The following is a 21,660-nucleotide window of genomic DNA, read 5'->3' as shown; positions in this document are numbered from 1 at the left end:
TGATCGCCCAATTCACGGCGCAACTCTCCATAAAGCCTTTTCATTCGGTATTTACTTGCAAATACGAGGTGATATTTGCAGTCCCACGTCGAGTGGGATAGATGGTTATCGTCCACTATGACCTCCGCTCTTGCCCACTTCGTGGCTCAAGCACGGAGGTTTCTTTTATACGGTGTCGAACCCATCTGCTCCTCCACCAGAGGTGGAGGTTTTTTTCGATGAAAATAAACCCCGCCAAAATGACGGGGTTCGTCAGCAGTCTGACGGGGGCCGCCCGAAGGCGGCCCCCGCGATTTTCGTTATCCGAAGACCTATGTCATTCGGCCGGATTCGGCATCTCGGCCAACAAACGGTCCATTTCCGCCGGCTGCTCGTCCTTGCGGCGATCCTCCAGGATGAGGTCGTCGCGCGACGTGGCGATTCGGCGAATCTGGGTCATCGTGCCGCCGGTGCCCGCGGGAATCAGACGGCCGACGATGACGTTCTCCTTCAGGCCCTGCAGCGCATCGACCTTGCCGGCGACCGCCGCCTCGGTAAGCACGCGCGTGGTCTCCTGGAAGGAGGCCGCCGAGATGAAGGACGGCGTCTGCAGCGAGGCCTTGGTGATGCCGAGCAGCACGGGCAGGCCTGCGGCGGGCTTCTTGCCCTCCTCTTCCAGCCGCTCGTTGATTTCGGCCAGTTCGATCCGGTCGACGTGGTCGCCCGAAATGTAGCCGGAATCGCCCTGCTCGGTGATCTCGACCTTCTGCAGCATCTGGCGAACGATCACCTCGATGTGCTTGTCGTTGATCAACACGCCCTGCAGCCGGTAGACCTCCTGGATCTCGTTGACCAGGTAGGCGGCCAGCGCCTCGACGCCGCGGATCGCCAGGATGTCGTGCGGCGCGGGATTGCCGTCGAGGATGTAGTCGCCCTTCTCGATGACGTCGCCTTCCTGCAGGTGGAACGGCTTGCCCTTCGGGATCAGGTACTCGACCGGATCGACCCCGTCCTCATGCGGCTCGATGACGATCCTCCGCTTGTTCTTATAGTCGCGGCCGAACTTCACCGTGCCGTCGATCTCGGCGATCACGGCATTGTCCTTCGGACGACGCGCCTCAAACAGCTCGGCCACACGCGGCAGACCGCCGGTGATGTCCTTGGTCTTGGCGCTTTCCATCGGAACGCGCGACAACACGTCGCCGGCCTTGACCTTGGAGCCCGGCTCGACCGACAGGATCGCATCGACCGACAGCTGGTAACGGGCGTCCGAGCCACGCGCCAGCTTGGCGATGGAGCCGTCGTCCTTGCGGATGACGACCGCCGGCTTGAGGTCCTGACCGCGCGGGCTGGCCCGCCAGTCGATGACCGCACGCTTGGTGATGCCGGTCGATTCGTCCGTCTGCTCGGACACCGACACGCCCTCGACCAGGTCTTCGAACTCGATCGTGCCTTCGACCTCGGTCAGCACCGGGCGGGTGTAGGGATCCCACTCTGCGATGCGCTGGCCGCGCTTCACCGTGTCGCCGTCGTCCACATAGATGCGCGAACCATAGGCGATGCGGTGAGAAGCCCGCTCCTTGCCGGCCTGATCGAGGATCAGCACCGCCATGTTGCGGCCCATGGCCACCAGCTTGCCGTCCGAATCGCGCACGACGTTGCGGTTGCGGATCTGGACGGTGCCCTCGTAGGAGGCCTCCAGGAACGACTGGTCGACCACCTGCGCGGTGCCGCCCATGTGGAAGGTGCGCATGGTGAGCTGGGTGCCCGGCTCGCCGATCGACTGCGCCGCGATGACGCCGACGGCCTCGCCCATATTGACGGGCGTGCCGCGCGCCAGATCGCGACCGTAGCAGGCGGCACAGATGCCGGTGCGCACCTCGCAGGTCAGCGGCGAGCGGATCTTGACCGACTGGATGTTGGCCTTCTCGATGGCCTCGACGTCGCGCTCGTCGATCAGCTGTCCCGCCTGGACGATGACTTCCTCCGTCACCGGATGGACGACATCTTCCAGCGCCGTACGGCCCAGCACGCGCTGACCGACGGTCGCCACCACCTGGCCGGCGTCGACGATCGGCTGCATGGTCAGCCCGTTTTCGGTACCGCAATCGGTCTCGGTGATGATGCAGTCCTGCGCCACGTCGACGAGACGGCGGGTCAGGTAGCCCGAGTTCGCCGTCTTCAAGGCGGTGTCCGCCAGGCCCTTACGGGCTCCGTGGGTCGAGTTGAAGTACTCGAGCACGGTCAGGCCTTCCTTGAAGTTCGAGATGATCGGCGTCTCGATGATCTCGCCGGACGGCTTGGTCATCAGGCCGCGCATGGCGCCCAGCTGGCGCATTTGCGTCGGCGAGCCACGGGCGCCGGAGTGCGACATCATGTAGATCGAGTTCATCGGCTTCTGACGGCCGTTGTCGTCGAACTCGACCGCCTGAATGCGGCGCATCATCTCCTCGGCGATCTTGTCGGTGCACTTGGCCCAGGCGTCGACCACCTTGTTGTACTTCTCGCCCTGGGTGATCAGGCCGTCGTTGTACTGCTGCTCGTATTCCTTGGCGAGCGCCTGGGTCTCGGCGATCATCTTGGGCTTGGTTTCCGGAACCAGCATGTCGTCCTTGCCAAACGAAATGCCGGCGATACAGGCGTGCCGGAATCCAAGCTGCATGATCTGATCGCAGAAGATCACCGTGTCCTTCTGGCCGCAATGGCGATAGACCGTGTCGATCATCTTGGAGATGTTCTTCTTGGTCATCAGCTGATTGCAGATGTCGAACGGCACGTTGACGTTCTTCGGCAGCAGCTGGCCGATGAGCAGACGCCCAGGCGTCGTCTCATAGATCTTCGAGACCATGTTGCCGTCGGCATCCACCGTCCTGAAGCGGCCCTTGATCTTGGTGTGGAGCGTCACCGCCTTGGAGAACAGCGCGGCCTCCAGCTCGCCGATGTCGGAGAACGCCATCCCCTGCCCCGGCTCGTTCTCGTTCATGATCGAGAGGTAGTAGAGGCCGAGAACCATGTCCTGCGACGGCACGATGATCGGCTGGCCGTTCGCCGGATGCAGGATGTTGTTGGTCGACATCATCAGGACGCGCGCTTCGAGCTGCGCCTCGATCGACAGCGGCACGTGGACGGCCATCTGGTCGCCGTCGAAATCCGCGTTGAAGGCGGTGCAGACCAGCGGATGCAGCTGGATCGCCTTGCCCTCGATCAGGGTCGGCTCGAATGCCTGAATGCCCAGACGGTGCAGCGTCGGCGCGCGGTTCAAGAGAACCGGATGCTCGCGGATCACCTCGTCGAGGATGTCCCAGACCTCCGGACGCTCCTTCTCCACCAGCTTCTTGGCCTGCTTGACGGTCGAGGAATAGCCCTTGGCGTCAAGCCGCGCGTAGATGAACGGCTTGAACAGCTCCAGCGCCATCTTCTTCGGCAGGCCGCACTGGTGCAGCTTCAGCTCGGGACCGGTCACGATGACCGAGCGGCCGGAATAGTCGACGCGCTTGCCGAGCAGGTTCTGACGGAAGCGGCCCTGCTTGCCCTTCAGCATGTCGGAGAGCGACTTCAGCGGACGCTTGTTGGCGCCGGTGATAACGCGGCCGCGCCGGCCATTGTCGAACAGCGCGTCGACGGCCTCCTGCAGCATCCGCTTCTCGTTGCGGATGATGATGCCGGGCGCGCGCAGCTCGATCAGCCGCTTCAGACGGTTGTTACGGTTGATGACGCGGCGGTAGAGATCGTTCAGGTCCGAGGTCGCGAAACGGCCGCCGTCGAGCGGAACGAGCGGACGCAGGTCCGGCGGAATCACCGGGACGACCTGCATGATCATCCATTCCGGCCGGTTGCCCGACTCCAGGAAGTTCTCGACGATCTTGAGACGCTTCATGAGCTTCTTCTGCTTCAGCTCAGAGGTCGTCTCCGCCAGTTCGGCGCGAAGGTCGCCGGCGATCTTGTCGAGATCCATCGCCGCCAGCAGTTCCTGGATCGCCTCGGCGCCGATCAGCGCCGTGAAGGAATCTTCGCCGAACTCGTCGACGGCGATCATGTACTCCTCCTCGGAGAGGAGCTGATGCTCCTTCAGCGAGGTCAGGCCCGGTTCGATGACGATGTAGTTCTCGAAATAGAGAACGCGCTCGATATCCTTCAGCGTCATGTCGAGCAGCGTTCCGATGCGGCTCGGCAGCGACTTCAGGAACCAGATGTGGGCGACGGGCGCGGCGAGCTCGATATGGCCCATGCGCTCGCGGCGAACGCGGCTGAGGGTCACCTCGACACCGCACTTCTCGCAGATGATGCCCTTGTACTTCATGCGCTTGTACTTGCCGCACAAGCACTCGTAGTCCTTGATCGGGCCAAAAATCCGGGCGCAGAACAGGCCGTCGCGCTCCGGCTTGAAGGTCCGGTAGTTGATCGTCTCGGGCTTCTTGATCTCGCCGAACGACCAGGAAAGGATCTTTTCCGGGCTCGCCAGCGAGATCCGGATGGAATCGAACGTCTGCGCCTGCACCTGAGGATTGAAGAGATTCATGACCTCTTGGTTCATCGGGCTTTCTCCTTATGGGGCGGGCGGGCCCCGACGCGCCAGACCAGGCTGGCGCCAGAAAACTTCAGAAAGGCGAGCCGGCGCGATGACGCGCCGGCCAAAAAGCCGTCTTAACGGCCAAAGACAGGGCGCCTATTCGGCCGCGTCCGGCAGCTTGTCCGCAGCCGCGCCGGGCAGCGCCGCCTGGGTGGCCAGGTCAACATCGAGGCCGAGCGAACGCATCTCCTTGACGAGCACGTTGAAGCTTTCCGGAATACCGGACTCGAACGCATCGTCGCCGCGCACGATCGACTCGTAGACCTTGGTGCGGCCCGCCACGTCGTCCGACTTCACCGTCAGCATCTCCTGCAGCGTGTAGGCAGCGCCGTAGGCTTCGAGCGCCCAGACCTCCATCTCGCCGAAGCGCTGGCCGCCGAACTGCGCCTTGCCGCCCAGCGGCTGCTGGGTAACCAGGCTGTAGGGGCCGATCGAACGGGCGTGGATCTTGTCGTCCACCAGATGATGCAGCTTCAGCATATAAATGTAGCCGACGGTGACCTGACGGTCGAACGCATCGCCGGTGCGCCCGTCGTAGAGCGTCACCTGGCCCGAGCCGTTGAGACCGGCCTTTTCCAGCATCTCGACGATCTCGCCTTCGTGCGCGCCGTCGAAGACCGGAGTGGCGATCGACACACCCTTCTTCATCTGCTTGGCCAAGGTGACCACCGACTCCTCGTCGTAGGTCTTGACCGGCTCGTTGCGATCATTATCGCCGAGAATGTCGACCAGTTCATGGCGCAGCGGCTCGACATCGCGCGTCTGCTGGTAGGCTTCCAGCATTTCGCCGATCTTCTTGCCCATGCCGGCGCAGGCCCAGCCCAAATGCGTCTCGAGGATCTGACCGACATTCATGCGGCTCGGCACGCCGAGCGGATTGAGCACGATGTCGACATGCGTGCCGTCCTCGGTGAACGGCATGTCCTCGACCGCCAGGATGCGCGACACGACACCCTTGTTGCCGTGCCGGCCCGCCATCTTGTCGCCCGGCTGGATCTTGCGCTTCACCGCGACGAAGACCTTGACCTGCTTCATGACGCCCGGGGGCAGTTCGTCGCCGCGCTGCACCTTCTCGACCTTGTCCATGAAGCGCTGCTCGAGCATCTTCTTGGACTCGTCGTACTGGTTGCGCAGCGCTTCCAGCTCGCCCTGCAGCTTCTCGTCCTCGACGGCAAACATCCACCACTGCGAGCGGGGATATTCGGCCATCACGTCGGGCGACAGATCGCCGCCCTTCTTGAAGCCCTTGGGCCCGGCCACCGCCGTCTTGCCGTCCAGCATCTCGGTCAGACGACCATAGACGTTGCGGTCGAGAATCGCCTGCTCGTCGTCGCGATCCTTGGCGAGACGCTCGATCTCCTCGCGCTCGATCGCCATGGCACGCTCGTCCTTCTCGACGCCATGCCGATTGAACACGCGCACCTCGACGACCGTGCCGTAGGCCCCGGGAGGCATGCGGCTCGACGTGTCGCGCACGTCGGAGGCCTTCTCGCCGAAGATGGCGCGCAGAAGCTTTTCTTCCGGCGTCATCGGGCTCTCGCCCTTCGGTGTGATCTTGCCGACCAGGATGTCACCCGGCTGAACCTCGGCACCGATATAGACGATGCCCGCCTCGTCGAGGTTCTTCAGCGCCTCTTCCGACACGTTGGGAATGTCGCGCGTGATCTCCTCGGGCCCGAGCTTGGTGTCGCGGGCCATCACCTCGAACTCCTCGATGTGGATCGAGGTGAAGACGTCGTCGGCGACGATCCGCTCGGAGAGCAGGATCGAGTCCTCGTAGTTGTAGCCGTTCCACGGCATGAACGCGACGAGCACGTTGCGGCCGAGCGCCAGATCACCCAGATCGGTCGACGGACCGTCGGCAATGATGTCGCCCTTCTGCACCCGGTCACCCACAGCCACCAGCGGACGCTGGTTGATGCAGGTGTTCTGGTTGGAGCGCTGGAACTTCATCAGCCGGTAGATGTCGACGCCGGACTTGCCGGCCTGCAGATCCTCGGTCGCCCGGATAACGATACGCGTGGCGTCGACCTGGTCGACGACGCCGGTGCGGCGTGCGCCGATGGCAGCGCCCGAGTCACGCGCCACCACGGGCTCCATGCCGGTGCCGACGTAGGGCGCCTCGGCGCGAACCAGCGGCACCGCTTGGCGCTGCATGTTCGAGCCCATCAGAGCGCGGTTGGCGTCGTCGTTCTCCAGGAACGGGATCAGCGCCGCGGCGACAGAGACGAGCTGCTTGGGAGAGACGTCCATCAGGTCGACATTGTCGCGCGGCGTCATGAAGACGTCGCCCTGGTGACGGCAGACCACGAACTCGTTCTGGAACCGGTTGTCGTCCGTCAGGATGGCGTTCGCCTGGGCGACGTGGTGCTTCGATTCCTCCATTGCCGACAGGTAGACGACCTCATTGGTCACCTGGCCGTCGACTACGCGGCGATAAGGGCTTTCGATGAAGCCATACTTATTCACGCGAGCAAACGTCGCCAAGCTATTGATAAGGCCGATGTTTGGCCCTTCCGGCGTCTCGATCGGACAAATCCGGCCGTAATGCGTCGGATGCACATCGCGCACCTCGAAGCCGGCGCGTTCGCGGGTCAGGCCGCCCGGTCCAAGTGCCGACAGACGGCGCTTGTGGGTGATCTCCGACAGCGGATTGGTCTGATCCATGAACTGCGACAGCTGCGAGGATCCGAAGAACTCGCGCACGGCCGCGGCCGCCGGCTTGGCGTTGATCAGGTCCTGCGGCATCACGGTGTCGATCTCGACCGACGACATGCGCTCCTTGATCGCACGCTCCATGCGCAGCAGGCCGACGCGGTACTGATTTTCCATCAGCTCGCCGACCGAGCGCACCCGGCGGTTGCCGAGATTGTCGATGTCGTCGATCTCGCCCTTGCCGTCGCGCAGATCCACCAGCGTCTTGACGACCGCCAGGATATCCTCCTTGCGCAGCACGCGCACGGTGTCCTCGGCGTCGAGGTCGAGACGCATGTTCATCTTGACGCGACCGACGGCCGACAGGTCGTAGCGCTCGGCGTCGAAGAACAGCGAATGGAACATCGCTTCCGCCGTCTCGATCGTCGGCGGCTCGCCCGGGCGCATCACTCGATAGATGTCGAACAGCGCGTCCTGGCGGCTCTCGTTCTTGTCGGCGGCGAGCGTGTTGCGGATGTAGGCGCCCACGGTCACGTGGTCGATGTCGAGCACCGAGATCTCGTCGTAGCCGGCATCGACGAGGACCTTCAGCGTCTTCTCGTCGATTTCGTCGCCGGCTTCGAGATAGACCTCGCCCGTCTCGTAATTGACGATGTCCTCGGCCAGATAGTTGCCGTAGAGGTCTTCGTCGGTGGCGCGCAGGGCCTTAACGCCCTTTTCCTTCATCTGCCGGGCCTGGCGGGCCGTTACCTTCTTGCCGGCCTCGACCAGCACCTCGCCGGAATCGGCATCGATGAGATCGACCGCCGCGTTCTGGCCGCGCACGCGCTCGACCGAGAACGGCACGCGCCAGCCATCCGCGTCCTTTTCGAACTGGATGACGTTGTAGAAGGTCGACAGGATCTCCTCGCCGTCCATGCCCAGCGCCATCAGCAGCGAGGTCACGGGAATCTTGCGACGCCGATCGATGCGCGTGTAGACCACGTCCTTGGCGTCGAACTCGATATCGAGCCAGGAGCCGCGATACGGAATGACGCGAGCGGCGAAGAGCAGCTTGCCCGAGGAGTGGCTCTTGCCCTTGTCATGGTCGAAGAAGACGCCCGGCGAGCGGTGCATCTGCGAGACGATGACGCGCTCCGTGCCGTTGACGATGAACGTGCCGTTCGACGTCATCAGCGGCATGTCGCCCATGTAGACATCCTGCTCCTTGATGTCCTTGATGGACTTGGAGCCGGTATCCTCGTCGATATCGAACACGATCAGGCGCAGCGTCACCTTCAGCGGCGCGGCATAGGTCAGGTCGCGCTGCCGGCATTCGTCCACGTCGAACTTCGGCGCCTCGAACTCGTAGGTCACGAATTCGAGCATCGCCTGTCCGGAAAAGTCGGAAATCGGGAAAACCGACTTGAAAACCGCCTGCAGGCCTTCTTCCGGCCGTCCGCCCTTCGGCTCGTCGACCATCAGAAACTGATCGTAGGAGGCTTTCTGGACCTCGATCAGGTTGGGCATTTCGGCAACTTCGGGGATCGACCCGAAGAATTTGCGCACGCGCCTACGACCGCTAAACGTCGTCGTCTGAGACATCGTCGCTCCTTGCTCTCGACATCGCCCTTGGCGGAAGGGCTTCAATCACAATCCTCTTGGCGAGGATCCCGCTGCGGCGGCACCGCAGCGGACTAGATCAACCAACCGGCCCGATACATGGCCCGCGTCTTCGCACAGCCGCCGGCTGTAGGAACACGCGGGGTCGTCATTCGAGCACCCCAGTCATGCGCTCCCCTGGGAGCGCGGAAAGCGGAACGGCAAAACCGCCGTCCCGCTTCACCAGCATTTTCAGCATTGGCGCGAAAGCGCCAACTACTTGATCTCGACCTTGGCACCAGCCTTTTCAAGCTGCTCCTTGACCTTGTCGGCTTCGTCCTTGGACACGCCTTCCTTGACCGGCTTCGGCGCACCATCGACGAGATCTTTGGCCTCCTTGAGGCCGAGACCGGTCAGAGCGCGCACTTCCTTGATGACGTTGATCTTCTGGGCACCAGCCTCGGCGAGGATCACGTCGAACTCGGTCTTTTCCTCGACCGGCTCGGCGGCAGCGGCAGCACCACCCGCGGCGGCGACGGCCACCGGCGCGGCGGCGGAGACGCCCCACTTCTCTTCCAGCATCTTCGACAGCTCGGCCGCCTCGAGGACGGTCAGCGACGAGAGGTCTTCCACGATCTTGGCAAGATCAGCCATTTTTCACTTCCTTCAGATTCGAACTTGTGAGTGTGCAACGAGGAACCGTCCTCACGCCGCCTCGTCCTTCTTGGCATAAGCTCCGAAGACGCGTGCGAGCTGACCCGCAGGCGCCTGGAGGACGCCCGCGATGCGCGTGGCCGGCGTATTGATCATGCCGACCAGCTTGGCTCGCAGCTCGTCCAGCGACGGCATGGTGGCCAAAGCCTTCACGCCGTCTGCATCCAGAGCCGTGGTTCCCATCGCTCCACCGAGGATGACGAGCTTGTCGTTCCCCTTGGCGAAGTCGTTGGCCACCTTCGGCGCCGCGACCGGATCGTCTGAATAGGCGATCAGCGTCTGGCCCTGAAACAGGCCAGCAATCGGTTCGGCGTCGGTGCCTTGAAGAGCGATCTTGGCGAGGCGGTTCTTCGCGACTTTGACGGTGCCTCCGGATGCGCGCATCTTGGAACGAAGATCGTTCATCTGCGCGACCGTGAGACCGGCATAGTGGGCCACGACCACCGACCCCGAGGCCTTGAAGGTCTCGTGCAGCTGCGTGACGAATTCGCGTTTTTCCGCTCTGTCCACTGCCTCTCTCCATTTGGCGAATGTCCGATCAGGAACACTCGCCGGTTGCCTTTTGCCACCCGCACAACGGGCGACGCTCGAGGATCCTGTCCCCTTGCACCAGTCGGGAACCGACGGGCGGCGCAAGGCATTCAGAGGTTCGAACCGAAGGTCCGGGCAAACCCGGAGAATTCGGTTTTCCCCGTCTCATGCGGGCTGTCTGGCGATTATGACTCCGGTGGACCGGAGTACGCCCGCAATCTCGGACAGGAGCGGCGGAACCGTCAGGTTCCACCATCCCGGGACGAACGCCCCGGAACTGGTCCGCAAGCCCCGGCAGATGCCACGGCTCGCGGAAATTTCAAATCAGGCCGCCGGCTCGTGCAGGGTCGACGGATCGACCTTGATGCCGGGACCCATGGTCGAAGACAGCGCCACGCGCTGGACGTAGTTGCCCTTGGCGCCCGACGGCTTGGCCTTCTGCACCGCGTCGGCGAAGGCGCGCACGTTCTCGACCAACGCCTTGGCGTCGAAGCTGACCTTGCCGACGCCGGCATGGACGATGCCTGCACGCTCCACGCGGAACTCCACGGCACCGCCCTTCGACGCCTTGACGGCGGCGGTCACGTCCGGCGTCACGGTGCCGACACGCGGGTTCGGCATCAGACCGCGGGGACCGAGGATCTTGCCGAGACGGCCGACGAGCGCCATCATGTCCGGCGTCGCGATCGCGCGATCGAAATTGATGGTGCCGGCCTGGACTTCGGCCACCAGATCCTCGGCACCGACGATGTCGGCACCGGCCGCCTTGGCTTCGTCCGCCTTGTCGCCACGCGCGAACACCGCGACACGCACCGACTTGCCGGTGCCGTTCGGCAGGTTCACGACGCCACGCACCATCTGGTCGGCATGGCGCGGATCGACACCGAGATTCATTGCCACTTCGATCGTTTCGTCGAACTTCGCGGCGGCCCGATCCTTCAGCAGCGAGACGGCCTCGTCCACAGCATAGAGCTTGTTGCGATCGACGCCCTCGCGGGCCTTGGTGATACGCTTTCCGATCTTCGCCATCGTCTTAGCCCACCACTTCCAGGCCCATGGACTTCGCCGAGCCTTCGACCATGGCCATGGCCGCCTCGACGTCGTTCGCGTTCAAATCCTTCAGCTTCTTCTCGGCGATGTCGCGCACCTGCTCGCGCGTCACCGAACCGGCGCCGTCCTTGCCCGGAGCCTTGGAGCCGCTCTTGATGCCCGCGGCCTTCTTGAGGAAGAAGCTCACCGGCGGCGTCTTCATGACGAAGGTGAACGACTTGTCCTGGTAGTAGGTAATCACCACCGGAACAGGCGAACCCTTTTCCATCTCCTGGCTCTGCGCGTTGAACGCCTTGCAGAACTCCATGATGTTGATGCCACGCTGACCAAGCGCGGGACCGATCGGCGGCGACGGGGTCGCCGAACCGGCCGGGACCTGCAGCTTGAGCTGGCCCTGAATTTTCTTTGCCATTGGTTCCTGCCTTTATATGGATGCCGGACAACCCGGCTTTCAGCCGCTCACAGCGGCCTTTGCAGTCCACGCGGTGCGATGGTATCCGACCGGCAAAAGCCGACCCATCTTCCGCATGATGGGAGACGGGATCCCGCCTCTCCTTTCGATCAGACCTTTTCGACCTGACCGAATTCCAGATCGACGGGCGTCGCCCGCCCGAAGATCGAAACCTCGACCTTCAGCCTCGTGCGCTCCTGATCGACCTCTTGAACGATGCCGTTGAACGAGGCGAACGGCCCGTCGGAGACCCGCACCTGCTCGCCGATGTCGAAGCTCACGGTGGGCTTCGGCCGCTCCACGCCGTCCTGGACCTGACTGAGGATCTGCTCGGCCTCGGCATCGGAAATCGGCACCGGGCGGTTTTCAGCACCCAGGAAACCGGTCACGCGCGGCGTGTTCTTGATCAGCGAGAACACCTGGTCGGTAAGCTCGGCCTTCACCAGCACATAGCCGGGAAAGAACTTCCGCTCGGAATCGACCTTGCGGCCGCGCCGAACCTCGACGACCCGTTCGGTCGGCACCAGAATCTTCTCGAACCTGTCCGACAGCCCCTTCAGGCGCGCCTGCTCCTCAATGGATTCGGCGACCTTCTTTTCGAAATTCGAATAGGCGTGGACGATGTACCAGCGAGCCGTCATGAATTCCAATGCACTCCCGTCTCAGCGGCCGGCCGACATGATCAGACCGACGCCATAGCCCAGCGCCTGATCCGCCACGAAGAAGAAGGCGGCCGCCAAAACGACCATAACCAGCACCATGACGGTCGAGATGGTGGTCTCCCGCCGCGTCGGCCAAGTGATCTTGGCCACCTCCGAGCGCACCTGCTGGAGAAAGCTGAATGGATTCGTCTTCGTGGCCATACGCCGCCCATGGCATTAGGCGCGTCAGGAGCTCCACTCGCCCCACGCGCCATAAAATTCCGTACAACAAATAAACGCCCCGGGATCGATTCTCAACCCCGTGGGAACATTCTTTTGCGATTGGCAGGGGCAGAGGGGCTCGAACCCCCGACCTGCGGTTTTGGAGACCGCCGCTCTACCAACTGAGCTATACCCCTACGCTGGCGAGCCCAATAAAGCCGATTCCCTCAGCGCGCAAGTGACTCTGGAAAAACGATGTCGCGCAAGAGTGCCTGCGCGTTCGTCGACGGAACCCTCGGCCGTACTCTCCTCAGCGGCGGAAGATCTGGAGACCGCGCCGGACGAGCCGCGAAAACCGCGTGAGCGACCACAGCCGATCGATGAACAGATTGGTGTGCTCGATGCGTTGGCTCAGAACTTCGTAGCCGAGCGAAAGAATGTCGCGGCGTTGCAGGTCGGGAAACTGGCGCTCCAGCGCCTCGACGGGCGTCGGCCGCAGCTGGGCCGGCGGATGGAAGCGGGCCAGGCCTTTGCGCTCGAACAGCCGCAACGCCACCTGCTCGAAGGCCCAGTCGTGGACGTCGAACACCTTCCACTTGTCGCTGCGGCGCGCCGTGAAGCCGCACAGCACGAGATCGCAATCGAGGCCGAGCGAGGCGATCCAGGCGGCCATGGCATAGCCGCTGGAGGGCGTCTTGCCGCCGGGATAGAGGGCGGAGAAATGGGCCACGAGGTCCAGAAACTCGACAGCGGGAAACTTGAATCCCTCCGCCGGCACGAATGTTTCGATCTCGGCGACGCGCAGATCGACGACCCGATCAAGCGCGCCGGGCGCAAAACGGGCGAGGATCTTGTCCATCTTGCCCTTGCGCACGACGGCCGGTCCGCGCACGCCGCTGCGCGCGACCAGCACCGCCGAGCCATCGAACGGTTCGGCCAGCACGCGCGAGGCCTCGTTGAAAAAGATGAACAGCGTGTTTTGGGGGAGCGCCCGCCGCAATTCTGTCAGCTCCGCCGCCTCGCTGTTGGCGACGACGACGATTGCGCTGTAGGAAGCGAGTGTGTCGTGCAGCAACCCCTGCCCCGAGTTCAACTGTGTCTCTTGTGTCGAGTTCAATTGGCTGCACCATTTCCGCAGACGCCAGCACAGGCGCAATAACGCCGCCCGTGGCCGCCAGCAAGTCTCGCCCGCCGCGCTGCGGCGACTTGGATTGGGCGGATCAGGCTCTCGGCGACCGGCACCGGCGAGAGCTTGTGGGGCGATCGCCGCTGTTTCCGTATCCGCGCGACGCGGCTTCGTCCCATATAGGGGCTCCGCGGCAGCAAACCCATGGGGCTTCGATGATCGACGCACGTGCCTGCAATCGGCGGACAGGCTACTAGAATGCGCTTCGTCTTCGCCATCACACGGCTGACCACGAACGGCCCGTCCTTCAGCCGAGTGCGTCTTGCGCAGGGACTGCGGCGCCGCGGCCACGACGTTACGATCCTGACCATGGTCCGCCATGCCGAGATCGACGTTCCGACCGATGTCGACGTCGCGACCGTCGATCGTCCGGTGGAGAAATATCCCCACGGCGCGTTCGGTCGCTTCCTCCTGGCGCGTTCGATTCGCCGCTGGATCCGACAACAGGCGCAGATCGGCCCGATCGATTTCTTCTCCTCGTCACTGACCGGCACGGATCGCCTGGTCGCCATGGCCGGCGTGGAAAACGCCCGGTACTGGATTCACATCGCCACGACGCAACTGCTCGGCGATAGCAGCCGGCCCGGCAGGATGCGTCGGCGCCGGAAGCTCTACGTCGACCTTTACGACCGCCAGCGCGTCATCGGCGTCTCGCAGGGCGTCATCGACGACCTGGCAGACCTCGGGGCTCGTCCCGCCGAGGCGCGGCTGCTTTACAACGCCTACGATATCGACACGATTCGCCAGCGCGCCGAGCAGACCGAGCCCGACGTTCCGGCCGAACCGTTCCTGCTCTTCGCCGGACGCTTCGCCAGCGCCAAGCGCCTCGACGTCCTGTTTCAGGCGGTGCGCGCGCTGGATCGACCGATTCGGCTTCTGCTCCTGACCGAGGACACGCCGGCGCTGCGAGAATTGATTGACGAGCATGGCCTGACCGGGCAAGTGACGGTCCTGGGCTACCGGCAGAATCCCTATCCCTTCATGAGGGCTGCCGCCGCTCTGGTTCTGTCCTCCGACCGCGAGGGCTTTCCGAATGTGCTTGTCGAGGCGTTGATTTGCGGGACACCGGCCATCTCCACCGATTGTCGCAGCGGTCCCGCGGAAATTCTGACTGGTCGCTACAGGCGTTATCTCTCGCCGCCCGGCGATGCGCCGGCGCTGTCGCGCAACATCGCCGACATCCTCGCCGAGCCCTACCCCATCGAGGCCTGGCTCTACGAGCGCTTCACGCTCGACCATGCACTCGACGAACTGGAGGCGATGGCCTCGACCGGCTCGGGGCCGCGTCTCGGCCGGATGCGGCTGTGGTCCTGACGACGTTTGTCGGCCTTTCCCTCGGGCGTCGGCATGATCGGTGGCTCGGCGGCTGGCGGTCGTCGGACCGACGCGGCAGCGATTTGGCTTTGGAGTTTCGATGAAGATCATTCAGCTCATGTTCAGCGCGGGTCGCGGCGGCACCGAGGTCTTCTACGCGCGGTTGGGGCGCGCCTTGCACGAACGCGGCCATCCGCAGCACATGATCATGGGTCCGCATCCGGATCGGGAAAGATACTTTTCCGATCACGGCGTCCCCTACACGACGCTCAACTTCTCCCATCCGTGGAAATTCTTTTCGCTCTGGCGGCTTCGCAAAATCGTCGAGCGGGAGCGGCCCGACGCGTTGGTGGCGTGGAAAGTTCGCGCCGCGCGCAACGCACCGACCGGCTCGCACCTGTTGATCGGGCGCGTCGGCCTCTTCTACGACATCAAGCAGTTCAGCCGCTGCGACCTGATCGTCGCCAATTCGCCGGAGCTGACCGAACACGCGCACGGGGCGGGCCGATCGGACGCCCGCTTCATCGCCAATTTCGCCGAGATTTCCAACGAACCGGCCGCCGATCGCAGCGCCGTGCCGGGCTGCCTGCTGTTCACCTCGGCGCGGCTGACGGAGCAGAAGGGGCTGGATACGCTGATCCGTGCCCTGCCCTCCGTCGACGCGACGCTCTGGATCGCCGGGTCCGGCGATCCGACGGCCTTGCGCGCGCTGGCTGCGGAGGTGGGTGTCGCCGACCGGGTCGAGTTTCTCGGCTGGCGCAACGACGTGTCCGCCCTGCTCAAGGCGGCCGACATCTTCGTCCTGCCCTCGCGCCGGGAGGGCACCAGCAACGCCCTGCTGGAAGCCGCAGCGGCCGGCAAGCCGATCGTCACGACCAGCGGCGCCAGCGTCAGCTGGTTCCTTCAGGACCGGGTCAACGCGCGCGTGGTGCCGGTCGACGACGTCCCGGCGCTGGCCAGCGCCATCGGCGAGGTCGCGACCGATCCCACCCTCGCCGCACGGCTCGGCGAAGGGGCACGCGCGCGCTATCTCGAAAGCTTCTCCGAGGACGCCATCTGCTCGCAATGGCTGGATCTGATCGAGGAAATGGCTGAGCGCAAGAAGAAGGGCCAGACGCAAGCCTGAACGCCCGCCGCGGCTTCGAGGCCGAGGCTCCCTGTACGCCCTGCGTCAGCGAATTGCCAAGCCTCGAGGTTCGCCTCCGGTCCGGCGGTCAGCCGGCCTCCCGAACGAGGCAGCCTGCGTCAAAAGCGAGGATGCTCATGTCCTCGATGTCGACATAGCGATCGGGCGCGCACCGCTCCGCCAGGCGCGCCAGCGCGGTCGGGCCTTCCGCCGCCTCAGCCTCCATCGCCGCCAGCTCAGGCCCGAAGAAGCCCCGAAACTGTCCGGGGATTTGCGGCTCCGAGAGCATCGTCTCCGGCACCAGCAGCAGATCGACGCCGTTGCTCTCGAGCCGGTCGGCCAGAACCGCTGGATCGTGGGTCAGCATGGCGTCGCGCATGTCGGCCATGCGCTGCATCAGCGGCAGGAAATACCCGAGCTGGTATGCGACCGCGAGTTCGCGGTTGAACAGCGTCGAGCGGTTGGTGAACACCGGCGAAAAGTCGAGGTCCTTCACGAACCCGGCGACGACGGCGTCCTTCGGCAGCGCCCGGATGGCCTGGATCAGCCGCATATCCTTCGGCGAGCCGAAGCTCGATCGGACATTGGCGTCGGCGAGCACGGCCAACAGCAGCGTCGCGAACACGCCGACGATCATGATCATGCGGCCGCTGCGGCGCTCGATCAGCCAGTTCGGGAAGCCCGGCTTGCGCACCCATTCGAGCACCAGGGCGATCGGCAGCAGATATTCGAGCACGTAGAGCGAGTTCGTATATCGACTCGGCAGATGCAGCCGGAACATGAGCAGCGACGCGACGCCGAACCAGAAAAACGACGAGAGCGCCAGATAGAGCGGCAGAGCCGAGCGCATTCTGTCGTCGTCCGGGCGGCCCGATCGGCCGAAAGCGCGCGCGAACAGAACGATCGGCCCGAACAGCGCCAAGCCCAGATGCACCCAGAACATGGGGTCGCCCGCGTCGTCGCAAAACCGTGGCAACAGCCCGAGCCGCTCGCCGCAGGTGAGGTTCATCGATCCGTCCGGCTCGAAAAGATAGCCCCGCCCCGTAGCCTGGAACGTCGGCATCTCCCTGGCCTCTTCTATGGTGACGACCGGGCCGAACGCCTCGTTGCGGGCGGCGAACGGCAAGATCCCGGCGATCGTGGCCAGCGCGCAGACACCCACGATCGTCAGCCTGCGACGGCTGAGGTCCAGCGCAAAGAACCGTGTCGGGTCCAGCAGCGTGAGGCCGATCATCCCCGAGGTCACCATGACGGCCTGCGGATAGGACCCCGCCAACAGCAGCTGGGCCAGCGCCGTCTGCCATATGCGGCGGCGCGCCAGACCATCCAGGACAACGAACAGCAGGGGCGGCCAGAAGGCGCGCGGCGTCGCGCTGCCGATCGTAATGCTGATCCCGCCGCCCTCGCGCGCGAACAGAAACAGGACGAGGGCCGTGGCGATGAAGGCCACCAGCGGCTCCGCTTGGATGGCGCGCAGGAACCGAAAGCAGAAATAGGCGAGAACGGGAAAGAGGACGGCCGGCAGGATCTTGGCGAACAGCACCGGAGGCAGGCCGACGAGCCAGGCCGCGTAGTAGACGCCGCGAAAGAACCAGGGCGTGGCGGAGGACCAGTAGTCCGCGATGAGATCGCCGCGGAGCAGGGACGGATCGTCCCATCGTCCCATCCAGGAGAGGAACATGTCGGCGTCGTCCTGCAGCGACCACGCCCCGCTTTCCACGGCGTTCCTGAGGAAACCGATCGACACCACTAGGCCGAGCGCAACGGCCAGGGCGAGCCACAGCCCCTCCTCGTCGCGGCGGGACAGCCGGTCCTTGAAGAAGAGCGCCAAAGCGGAGGGTCGGCCGGATCGGTCGTAGGCGTCCCAGGACGAGAGATGCACGGCGCTAAGCTCCTTGATCTCTTCCCATCTCGGGGCGGCCTCTGGTCGTCAGCCCGGCGAAATCGGCAACGAACGGAGCGCCTCCGACCGCCGGCAGCACGTAGCGCAACGTGGCGAGAAGGCCGAGCACGGCGGCGGCACCGGGCGACAGATAGGGGGCATAGAAGAACACGATCGCGGCGTCGCGCGTGCCGACGCCGGCGAAGGTGAAGGGCAGCAGACCGACAAGGATCGACAAGGTGGCGAAGGCCGCGTTTTCCAGAATCGGCACGGCCGCGCCGAGGGCCCGGCAGAACAGCCAGAACTGGAAGAGATGCGCGCCCCAGATGACAACCGACAGCAGAATGACGTTCAGGGCATGCCCGCGCGAACGCCAGAACCAGTCGGTCATCGCCTGCCAGCTGTCCGAGAATGCCCCGACCGCCGTCGCGATGCGCGTCGGCAGGATCCGCCCGAAATGCTTCAGGATGAAGGGCAGCAGCGGCAGCGGCGAGATCATCAGCGCCAGCAGCAGGAGCCCGCCACCGACCGGCAGCAGGAACAGCAGCATCAGCGGCCGGTCGGCACCGACGACGAGCAGGCCGAAGACGCCCCAGACCAGAAGCGACATCATGTCGAGCGCCTTCTCCAGCACCACGACGGCAAAGGCGAGGCTCGCCCGCATGCCGTGACGCCGCGAAAGAACATGCCCCTTGGCCAGATCACCGAGCTTGGAGGGCAGGAACATGTTCAGCGTGCTGGCGGCCAGAATCAGCCGGTTCGATTCGAAGAAGCCGAGCCGCGTCCCGGCGGCGACCAGCGTCAGCCGCCAGGCGGTGAGCAGGGTCAACGGCACGACGAACAGGATGCCGGCCGTCAGCCAGACAGGATCGGCCGCCCGCATCGCGGCCCAAAGCGCATCGACATCGATGAATGCATAGAGCAGTGCCAGGATGATGGCGCTGACGATCAGGCCGACCAGCTTTTTCACGACACTAAATCCGCAATATGAGTCACGACGGTCAGCCGATCGCTTTCGCCGAGCCGCCGCACCTCGTCGGTCAGATCGCGAAAGGGCTGCAACTGCGCGTCCTGGAAGACCCGAGCCATGATCGTCGTATTCGATGTCTGATGACCCGAGATGCCGGCCATGGCGACGTCCTGCCAGCCGCTCTCCGCGGTGATCTCGTCGCGCACCACCCAGCCGGCCGCGCTGCGCTCGAACCGGCGGCGGAAGCGAAACGGGGCCTCCTTCGCGCCGGTGACGAGGACCTTCTGCAAAAGCCGGCGCACCAGGTCGGGGAAGAAGCGGCCGAACGACAGCATCAGAACGCGCAGGATGACGGTCTTGACAGGGGTCAGGCGTGCGCCCTTGGCCCAGGCCATCGACCCGGCGCATTCGAAGCCGTCATCGGCGACCTGCGCCTCTGACCGGCCGAGATGCATCACCGCGACGCGCCCGTCGCGCATTCGCATGGTCACCCCTGTGTCGCTGGCGACCTGGCTCCCGTCCTTGAAGACCTTGTAGACGCCACCGCGCGATAATGCCGCGACGAGCATGGCATCGTCCCGGCGCTCGGCGATCAAACCGCAATGCGGGAACCAGCTTCGCGGCTCGGTCGGCAGCAGCGGCTGCGCGGGGCGCTCTTCCTGAAAATTCTTCAGCGTCAGCAGCCAGCCCCAAAGGTGATGGCCGATGATCCGATCGTCCGAATAGCAGGGCGTGCGCCCATCGACGAGCGGCCGCAACGCCAAGTCGTTGACCGCGAGCGCGCGGGGATGCCACGCACCGGCGATCTCGAAGCCGAAGGGGAAGAAATTGAGCGTCGTGCGATGGGAATATTCGCCGCCCACCGTGCCGTCCGGATGGACGAAATGCGCCAGGAAATCGATCGCGGCGGCGATCGGACGGCGCAGATCGAGGTCGGGCCGCCGCCGGTCGAGATCGGCCAGCAGGCCGATCGTCAGCGACAGATAGCCGAGATCGGCGCCACCATATTCGCCGAACCAGCCCTCGTCGTCCTGCCAGGACAGAAGCCGCGCCAGCCGATCCTGAAGCGTCGTCTCGAATCCGGCGTCGGGGAAGCGGACGCGGGCCCGCTCCAGGCAGGAGACGATCAGTGCTTCGTGGTTGGACAGGTGCCCGCTCTCGCGATGCTCGGCGAGCCAGCGCGCGCGCTTGAGAAGAAAGCCGTCGATCTCCTCGTCGGCTCCGAGCCCCAGGATGTCGACGGCCTCGAAACAGGCAAAAAGAGAGAAAGCCGCAGCTCCCGCCGCACGCTCGAAGGGGTAGTAGTCGTCGCAGGACCCGTCCGAGTGGGCCGAACGCGCGGCATAGCGGATGCCGGCGACGATCCAGGCATAGAGAGCCGGATCGTGATGATAGCGGTTGCCCGGCAGATCATCCATCGACCAGACGAGAGCCAGCGGCAGCACGAATTCCTGCGACATGCCGCAGGGAAAATCCATCATCCGGTAGTGCCAATAGGCCCGGTCGAAGCAGCCATAGGTCGGGCTGACCGGCGTGCGGTCGAGCAGGGTGAAGAGCTTCGGAACCTCGGCCAGCACCCGCTCCGCGATGGCTGCGCGGACCGTCTCAATCTGCATGGGAGGTCTGGCCCCGCTCCGAGAAGCCCGGCCCGTACTCGGCACGACGGAGACGATATTGCGTGTCTTCCAGCAGCCGGCGATTGATCCGGCTGAGTTCGCCGAGCAGCGCACAGAGCCAGCACAGGAACGCCAGGATCAGCAGGATCGCTGCGGCGACGAGGCTCGGCACGCGCGCCCGATCACTGCCGTCGAAATAGAAGATCAGCCAGCGCAGACACAGAAAGGCGCCGATCACGAAGGGCGGCAGGCCCAGATTGAAGAAGGTCTGGCCCGGCCTGTAGACGAAAAGCGAGCGCAGGATCGAGATGCTGGAACGGACGATGTAGCGCGGAATGCTGCGGATCAGCCGCGACGGCCGGGTCTCGCCGTTCACGCGAATCGGCACCGACACGATGCGCACGCCGCTGCGGCCGGCCTGGATGATCGACTCGATCGTATAGGTGTAGGAATCGAAGATGTTGAGCCGCATCGCCGCGTCGCGCGAGATCGCGCGAAAGCCGCTCGGCGCATCCTCGACGGCGGCGCCGGAGGTGAAACGGACGACCCAACTGCCGAGGCGCTGCAGCACCTTCTTCAGCGGCGAGAAATGGTCGATGTCGGCGATCGGCCGGGTACCGACCACCAGCTGCGCGCGCCGCTCCAGGATCGGCCGGACGAGATCCGGAATATCGTCGGCATTGTATTGGTTGTCGGCGTCGGTGTTGACGATGACGTCCGCCCCGACCTGCAGCGAGCGCTCGATGCCCGCGGTGAAGGCCCGCGCCAGGCCGCGGTTGATGGGCATGTCGACGATGTGGTCGACGCCGCCCTCGCGCGCCACCTCGACCGTGCGGTCGGTGCTGCCGTCATTGATCACGAGCCATTCGACCGTGTCGAAACCTTCCACCGCGCGCGGCAGGCAGGCCAGCGTTTCGCCGAGCGTCGCCTCCTCGTTGAAACAGGGGATCTGGATGACGAGCTTCACGATTTTCCCCTCTCGAGGCGCAATAGAAAAGAGCCCGGCCCGGGGGACCGGACCGGGCTCCGACTGGCTGACCCAGTTCTACTCGACGATCGAGGAGACGATACCGGCGCCGACGGTGCGGCCGCCTTCGCGGATGGCGAAGCGCAGCTTCTCTTCCATCGCGATCGGCACGATCAGCGTCACGTCCATCGTCACGTTGTCGCCC

General features: G+C 64.5%; 16 protein-coding genes, 1 tRNA gene and 1 pseudogene. 2 read left to right on the top strand and 16 right to left on the bottom strand.

Features of this window, described 5'->3' with window-relative positions; translation table 11 throughout:
* The 11 genes and pseudogenes from SMD10_RS23120 to SMD10_RS23070 form a co-directional block, all read right to left on the bottom strand.
* Positions 1-116: pseudogene (locus SMD10_RS23120) on the bottom strand (IS200/IS605 family transposase); the annotation flags it as partial.
* Positions 117-316: 200 nt separating this feature from the next.
* Positions 317-4,513 (bottom strand): DNA-directed RNA polymerase subunit beta', encoded by a 4,197-nt coding sequence (gene rpoC / locus SMD10_RS23115; RefSeq protein WP_331688106.1) that lies wholly within the window; start codon positions 4,511-4,513, stop codon positions 317-319.
* Between the two features lie 132 nt (positions 4,514-4,645).
* Entirely contained in the window at positions 4,646-8,788 is a 4,143-nt protein-coding gene (rpoB, locus tag SMD10_RS23110; RefSeq protein ID WP_331688105.1) for a DNA-directed RNA polymerase subunit beta, read from the bottom strand.
* A 273-nt stretch (positions 8,789-9,061) separates the two neighbouring features.
* Positions 9,062-9,439, bottom strand: a complete 378-nt coding sequence (gene rplL, locus SMD10_RS23105) for a 50S ribosomal protein L7/L12 (RefSeq protein ID WP_331688104.1) — start codon at positions 9,437-9,439, stop codon at positions 9,062-9,064.
* Positions 9,440-9,490: 51 nt separating this feature from the next.
* Entirely contained in the window at positions 9,491-10,009 is a 519-nt protein-coding gene (gene rplJ, locus SMD10_RS23100; RefSeq protein ID WP_331688103.1) for a 50S ribosomal protein L10, read from the bottom strand.
* Positions 10,010-10,354: 345 nt separating this feature from the next.
* Positions 10,355-11,059, bottom strand: a complete 705-nt coding sequence (rplA, locus tag SMD10_RS23095) for a 50S ribosomal protein L1 (RefSeq protein ID WP_331688102.1) — start codon at positions 11,057-11,059, stop codon at positions 10,355-10,357.
* Positions 11,060-11,063: 4 nt separating this feature from the next.
* On the bottom strand, positions 11,064-11,492 hold the full coding sequence (gene rplK / locus SMD10_RS23090; RefSeq protein ID WP_331688101.1) for a 50S ribosomal protein L11: 429 nt from the start codon (positions 11,490-11,492) through the stop codon (positions 11,064-11,066).
* 149 nt (positions 11,493-11,641) lie between these two features.
* Entirely contained in the window at positions 11,642-12,172 is a 531-nt protein-coding gene (gene nusG / locus SMD10_RS23085; RefSeq protein ID WP_331688100.1) for a transcription termination/antitermination protein NusG, read from the bottom strand.
* A 21-nt stretch (positions 12,173-12,193) separates the two neighbouring features.
* Positions 12,194-12,394, bottom strand: a complete 201-nt coding sequence (secE, locus tag SMD10_RS23080; RefSeq protein ID WP_331688099.1) for a preprotein translocase subunit SecE — start codon at positions 12,392-12,394, stop codon at positions 12,194-12,196.
* 121 nt (positions 12,395-12,515) lie between these two features.
* Positions 12,516-12,591: transfer RNA gene (locus SMD10_RS23075), tRNA-Trp, on the bottom strand.
* 113 nt (positions 12,592-12,704) lie between these two features.
* Positions 12,705-13,487: a 3-deoxy-manno-octulosonate cytidylyltransferase gene (locus tag SMD10_RS23070; RefSeq protein ID WP_331688098.1), complete on the bottom strand. Its 783-nt coding sequence runs from the start codon at positions 13,485-13,487 to the stop codon at positions 12,705-12,707.
* 291 nt (positions 13,488-13,778) lie between these two features.
* Here SMD10_RS23070 and SMD10_RS23065 point away from each other — a divergent pair, with 291 nt between their 5' ends.
* Both SMD10_RS23065 and SMD10_RS23060 read left to right on the top strand, forming a co-directional pair.
* Positions 13,779-14,894 (top strand): glycosyltransferase, encoded by a 1,116-nt coding sequence (locus tag SMD10_RS23065; protein WP_331688097.1) that lies wholly within the window; start codon positions 13,779-13,781, stop codon positions 14,892-14,894.
* Between the two features lie 100 nt (positions 14,895-14,994).
* A complete protein-coding gene (locus SMD10_RS23060; RefSeq protein WP_331688096.1) occupies positions 14,995-16,020 on the top strand; it encodes a glycosyltransferase in 1,026 nt (341 codons plus the stop codon).
* Between the two features lie 88 nt (positions 16,021-16,108).
* On the opposite strand, the gene SMD10_RS23055 is transcribed toward SMD10_RS23060, so the two are convergent.
* The 5 genes from SMD10_RS23055 to SMD10_RS23035 form a co-directional block, all read right to left on the bottom strand.
* Positions 16,109-17,902, bottom strand: coding sequence for a hypothetical protein (locus SMD10_RS23055; RefSeq protein WP_331688095.1), 1,794 nt, complete (start codon positions 17,900-17,902; stop codon positions 16,109-16,111).
* 4 nt (positions 17,903-17,906) lie between these two features.
* Positions 17,907-18,872 (bottom strand): lysylphosphatidylglycerol synthase transmembrane domain-containing protein, encoded by a 966-nt coding sequence (locus SMD10_RS23050; protein ID WP_331688094.1) that lies wholly within the window; start codon positions 18,870-18,872, stop codon positions 17,907-17,909.
* Entirely contained in the window at positions 18,869-20,488 is a 1,620-nt protein-coding gene (locus SMD10_RS23045; protein ID WP_331688093.1) for a hypothetical protein, read from the bottom strand. The genes SMD10_RS23050 and SMD10_RS23045 overlap by 4 nt, the downstream gene beginning before the upstream one ends.
* Positions 20,478-21,455: a glycosyltransferase family 2 protein gene (locus SMD10_RS23040; protein WP_331688092.1), complete on the bottom strand. Its 978-nt coding sequence runs from the start codon at positions 21,453-21,455 to the stop codon at positions 20,478-20,480. The genes SMD10_RS23045 and SMD10_RS23040 overlap by 11 nt, the downstream gene beginning before the upstream one ends.
* A gap of 78 nt (positions 21,456-21,533) precedes the next feature.
* Positions 21,534-21,660 (bottom strand): EF-Tu C-terminal domain-related protein (locus SMD10_RS23035; RefSeq protein ID WP_331688051.1); only part of this gene is annotated, 127 nt, incomplete at its 5' end.

The sequence above is a fragment of the Consotaella aegiceratis genome, assembly GCF_036541425.1.
Taxonomy (GTDB): Bacteria; Pseudomonadota; Alphaproteobacteria; order Rhizobiales; family Rhizobiaceae; genus Consotaella; species Consotaella aegiceratis.
This window is presented reverse-complemented; position numbering and strand designations above follow the sequence as displayed.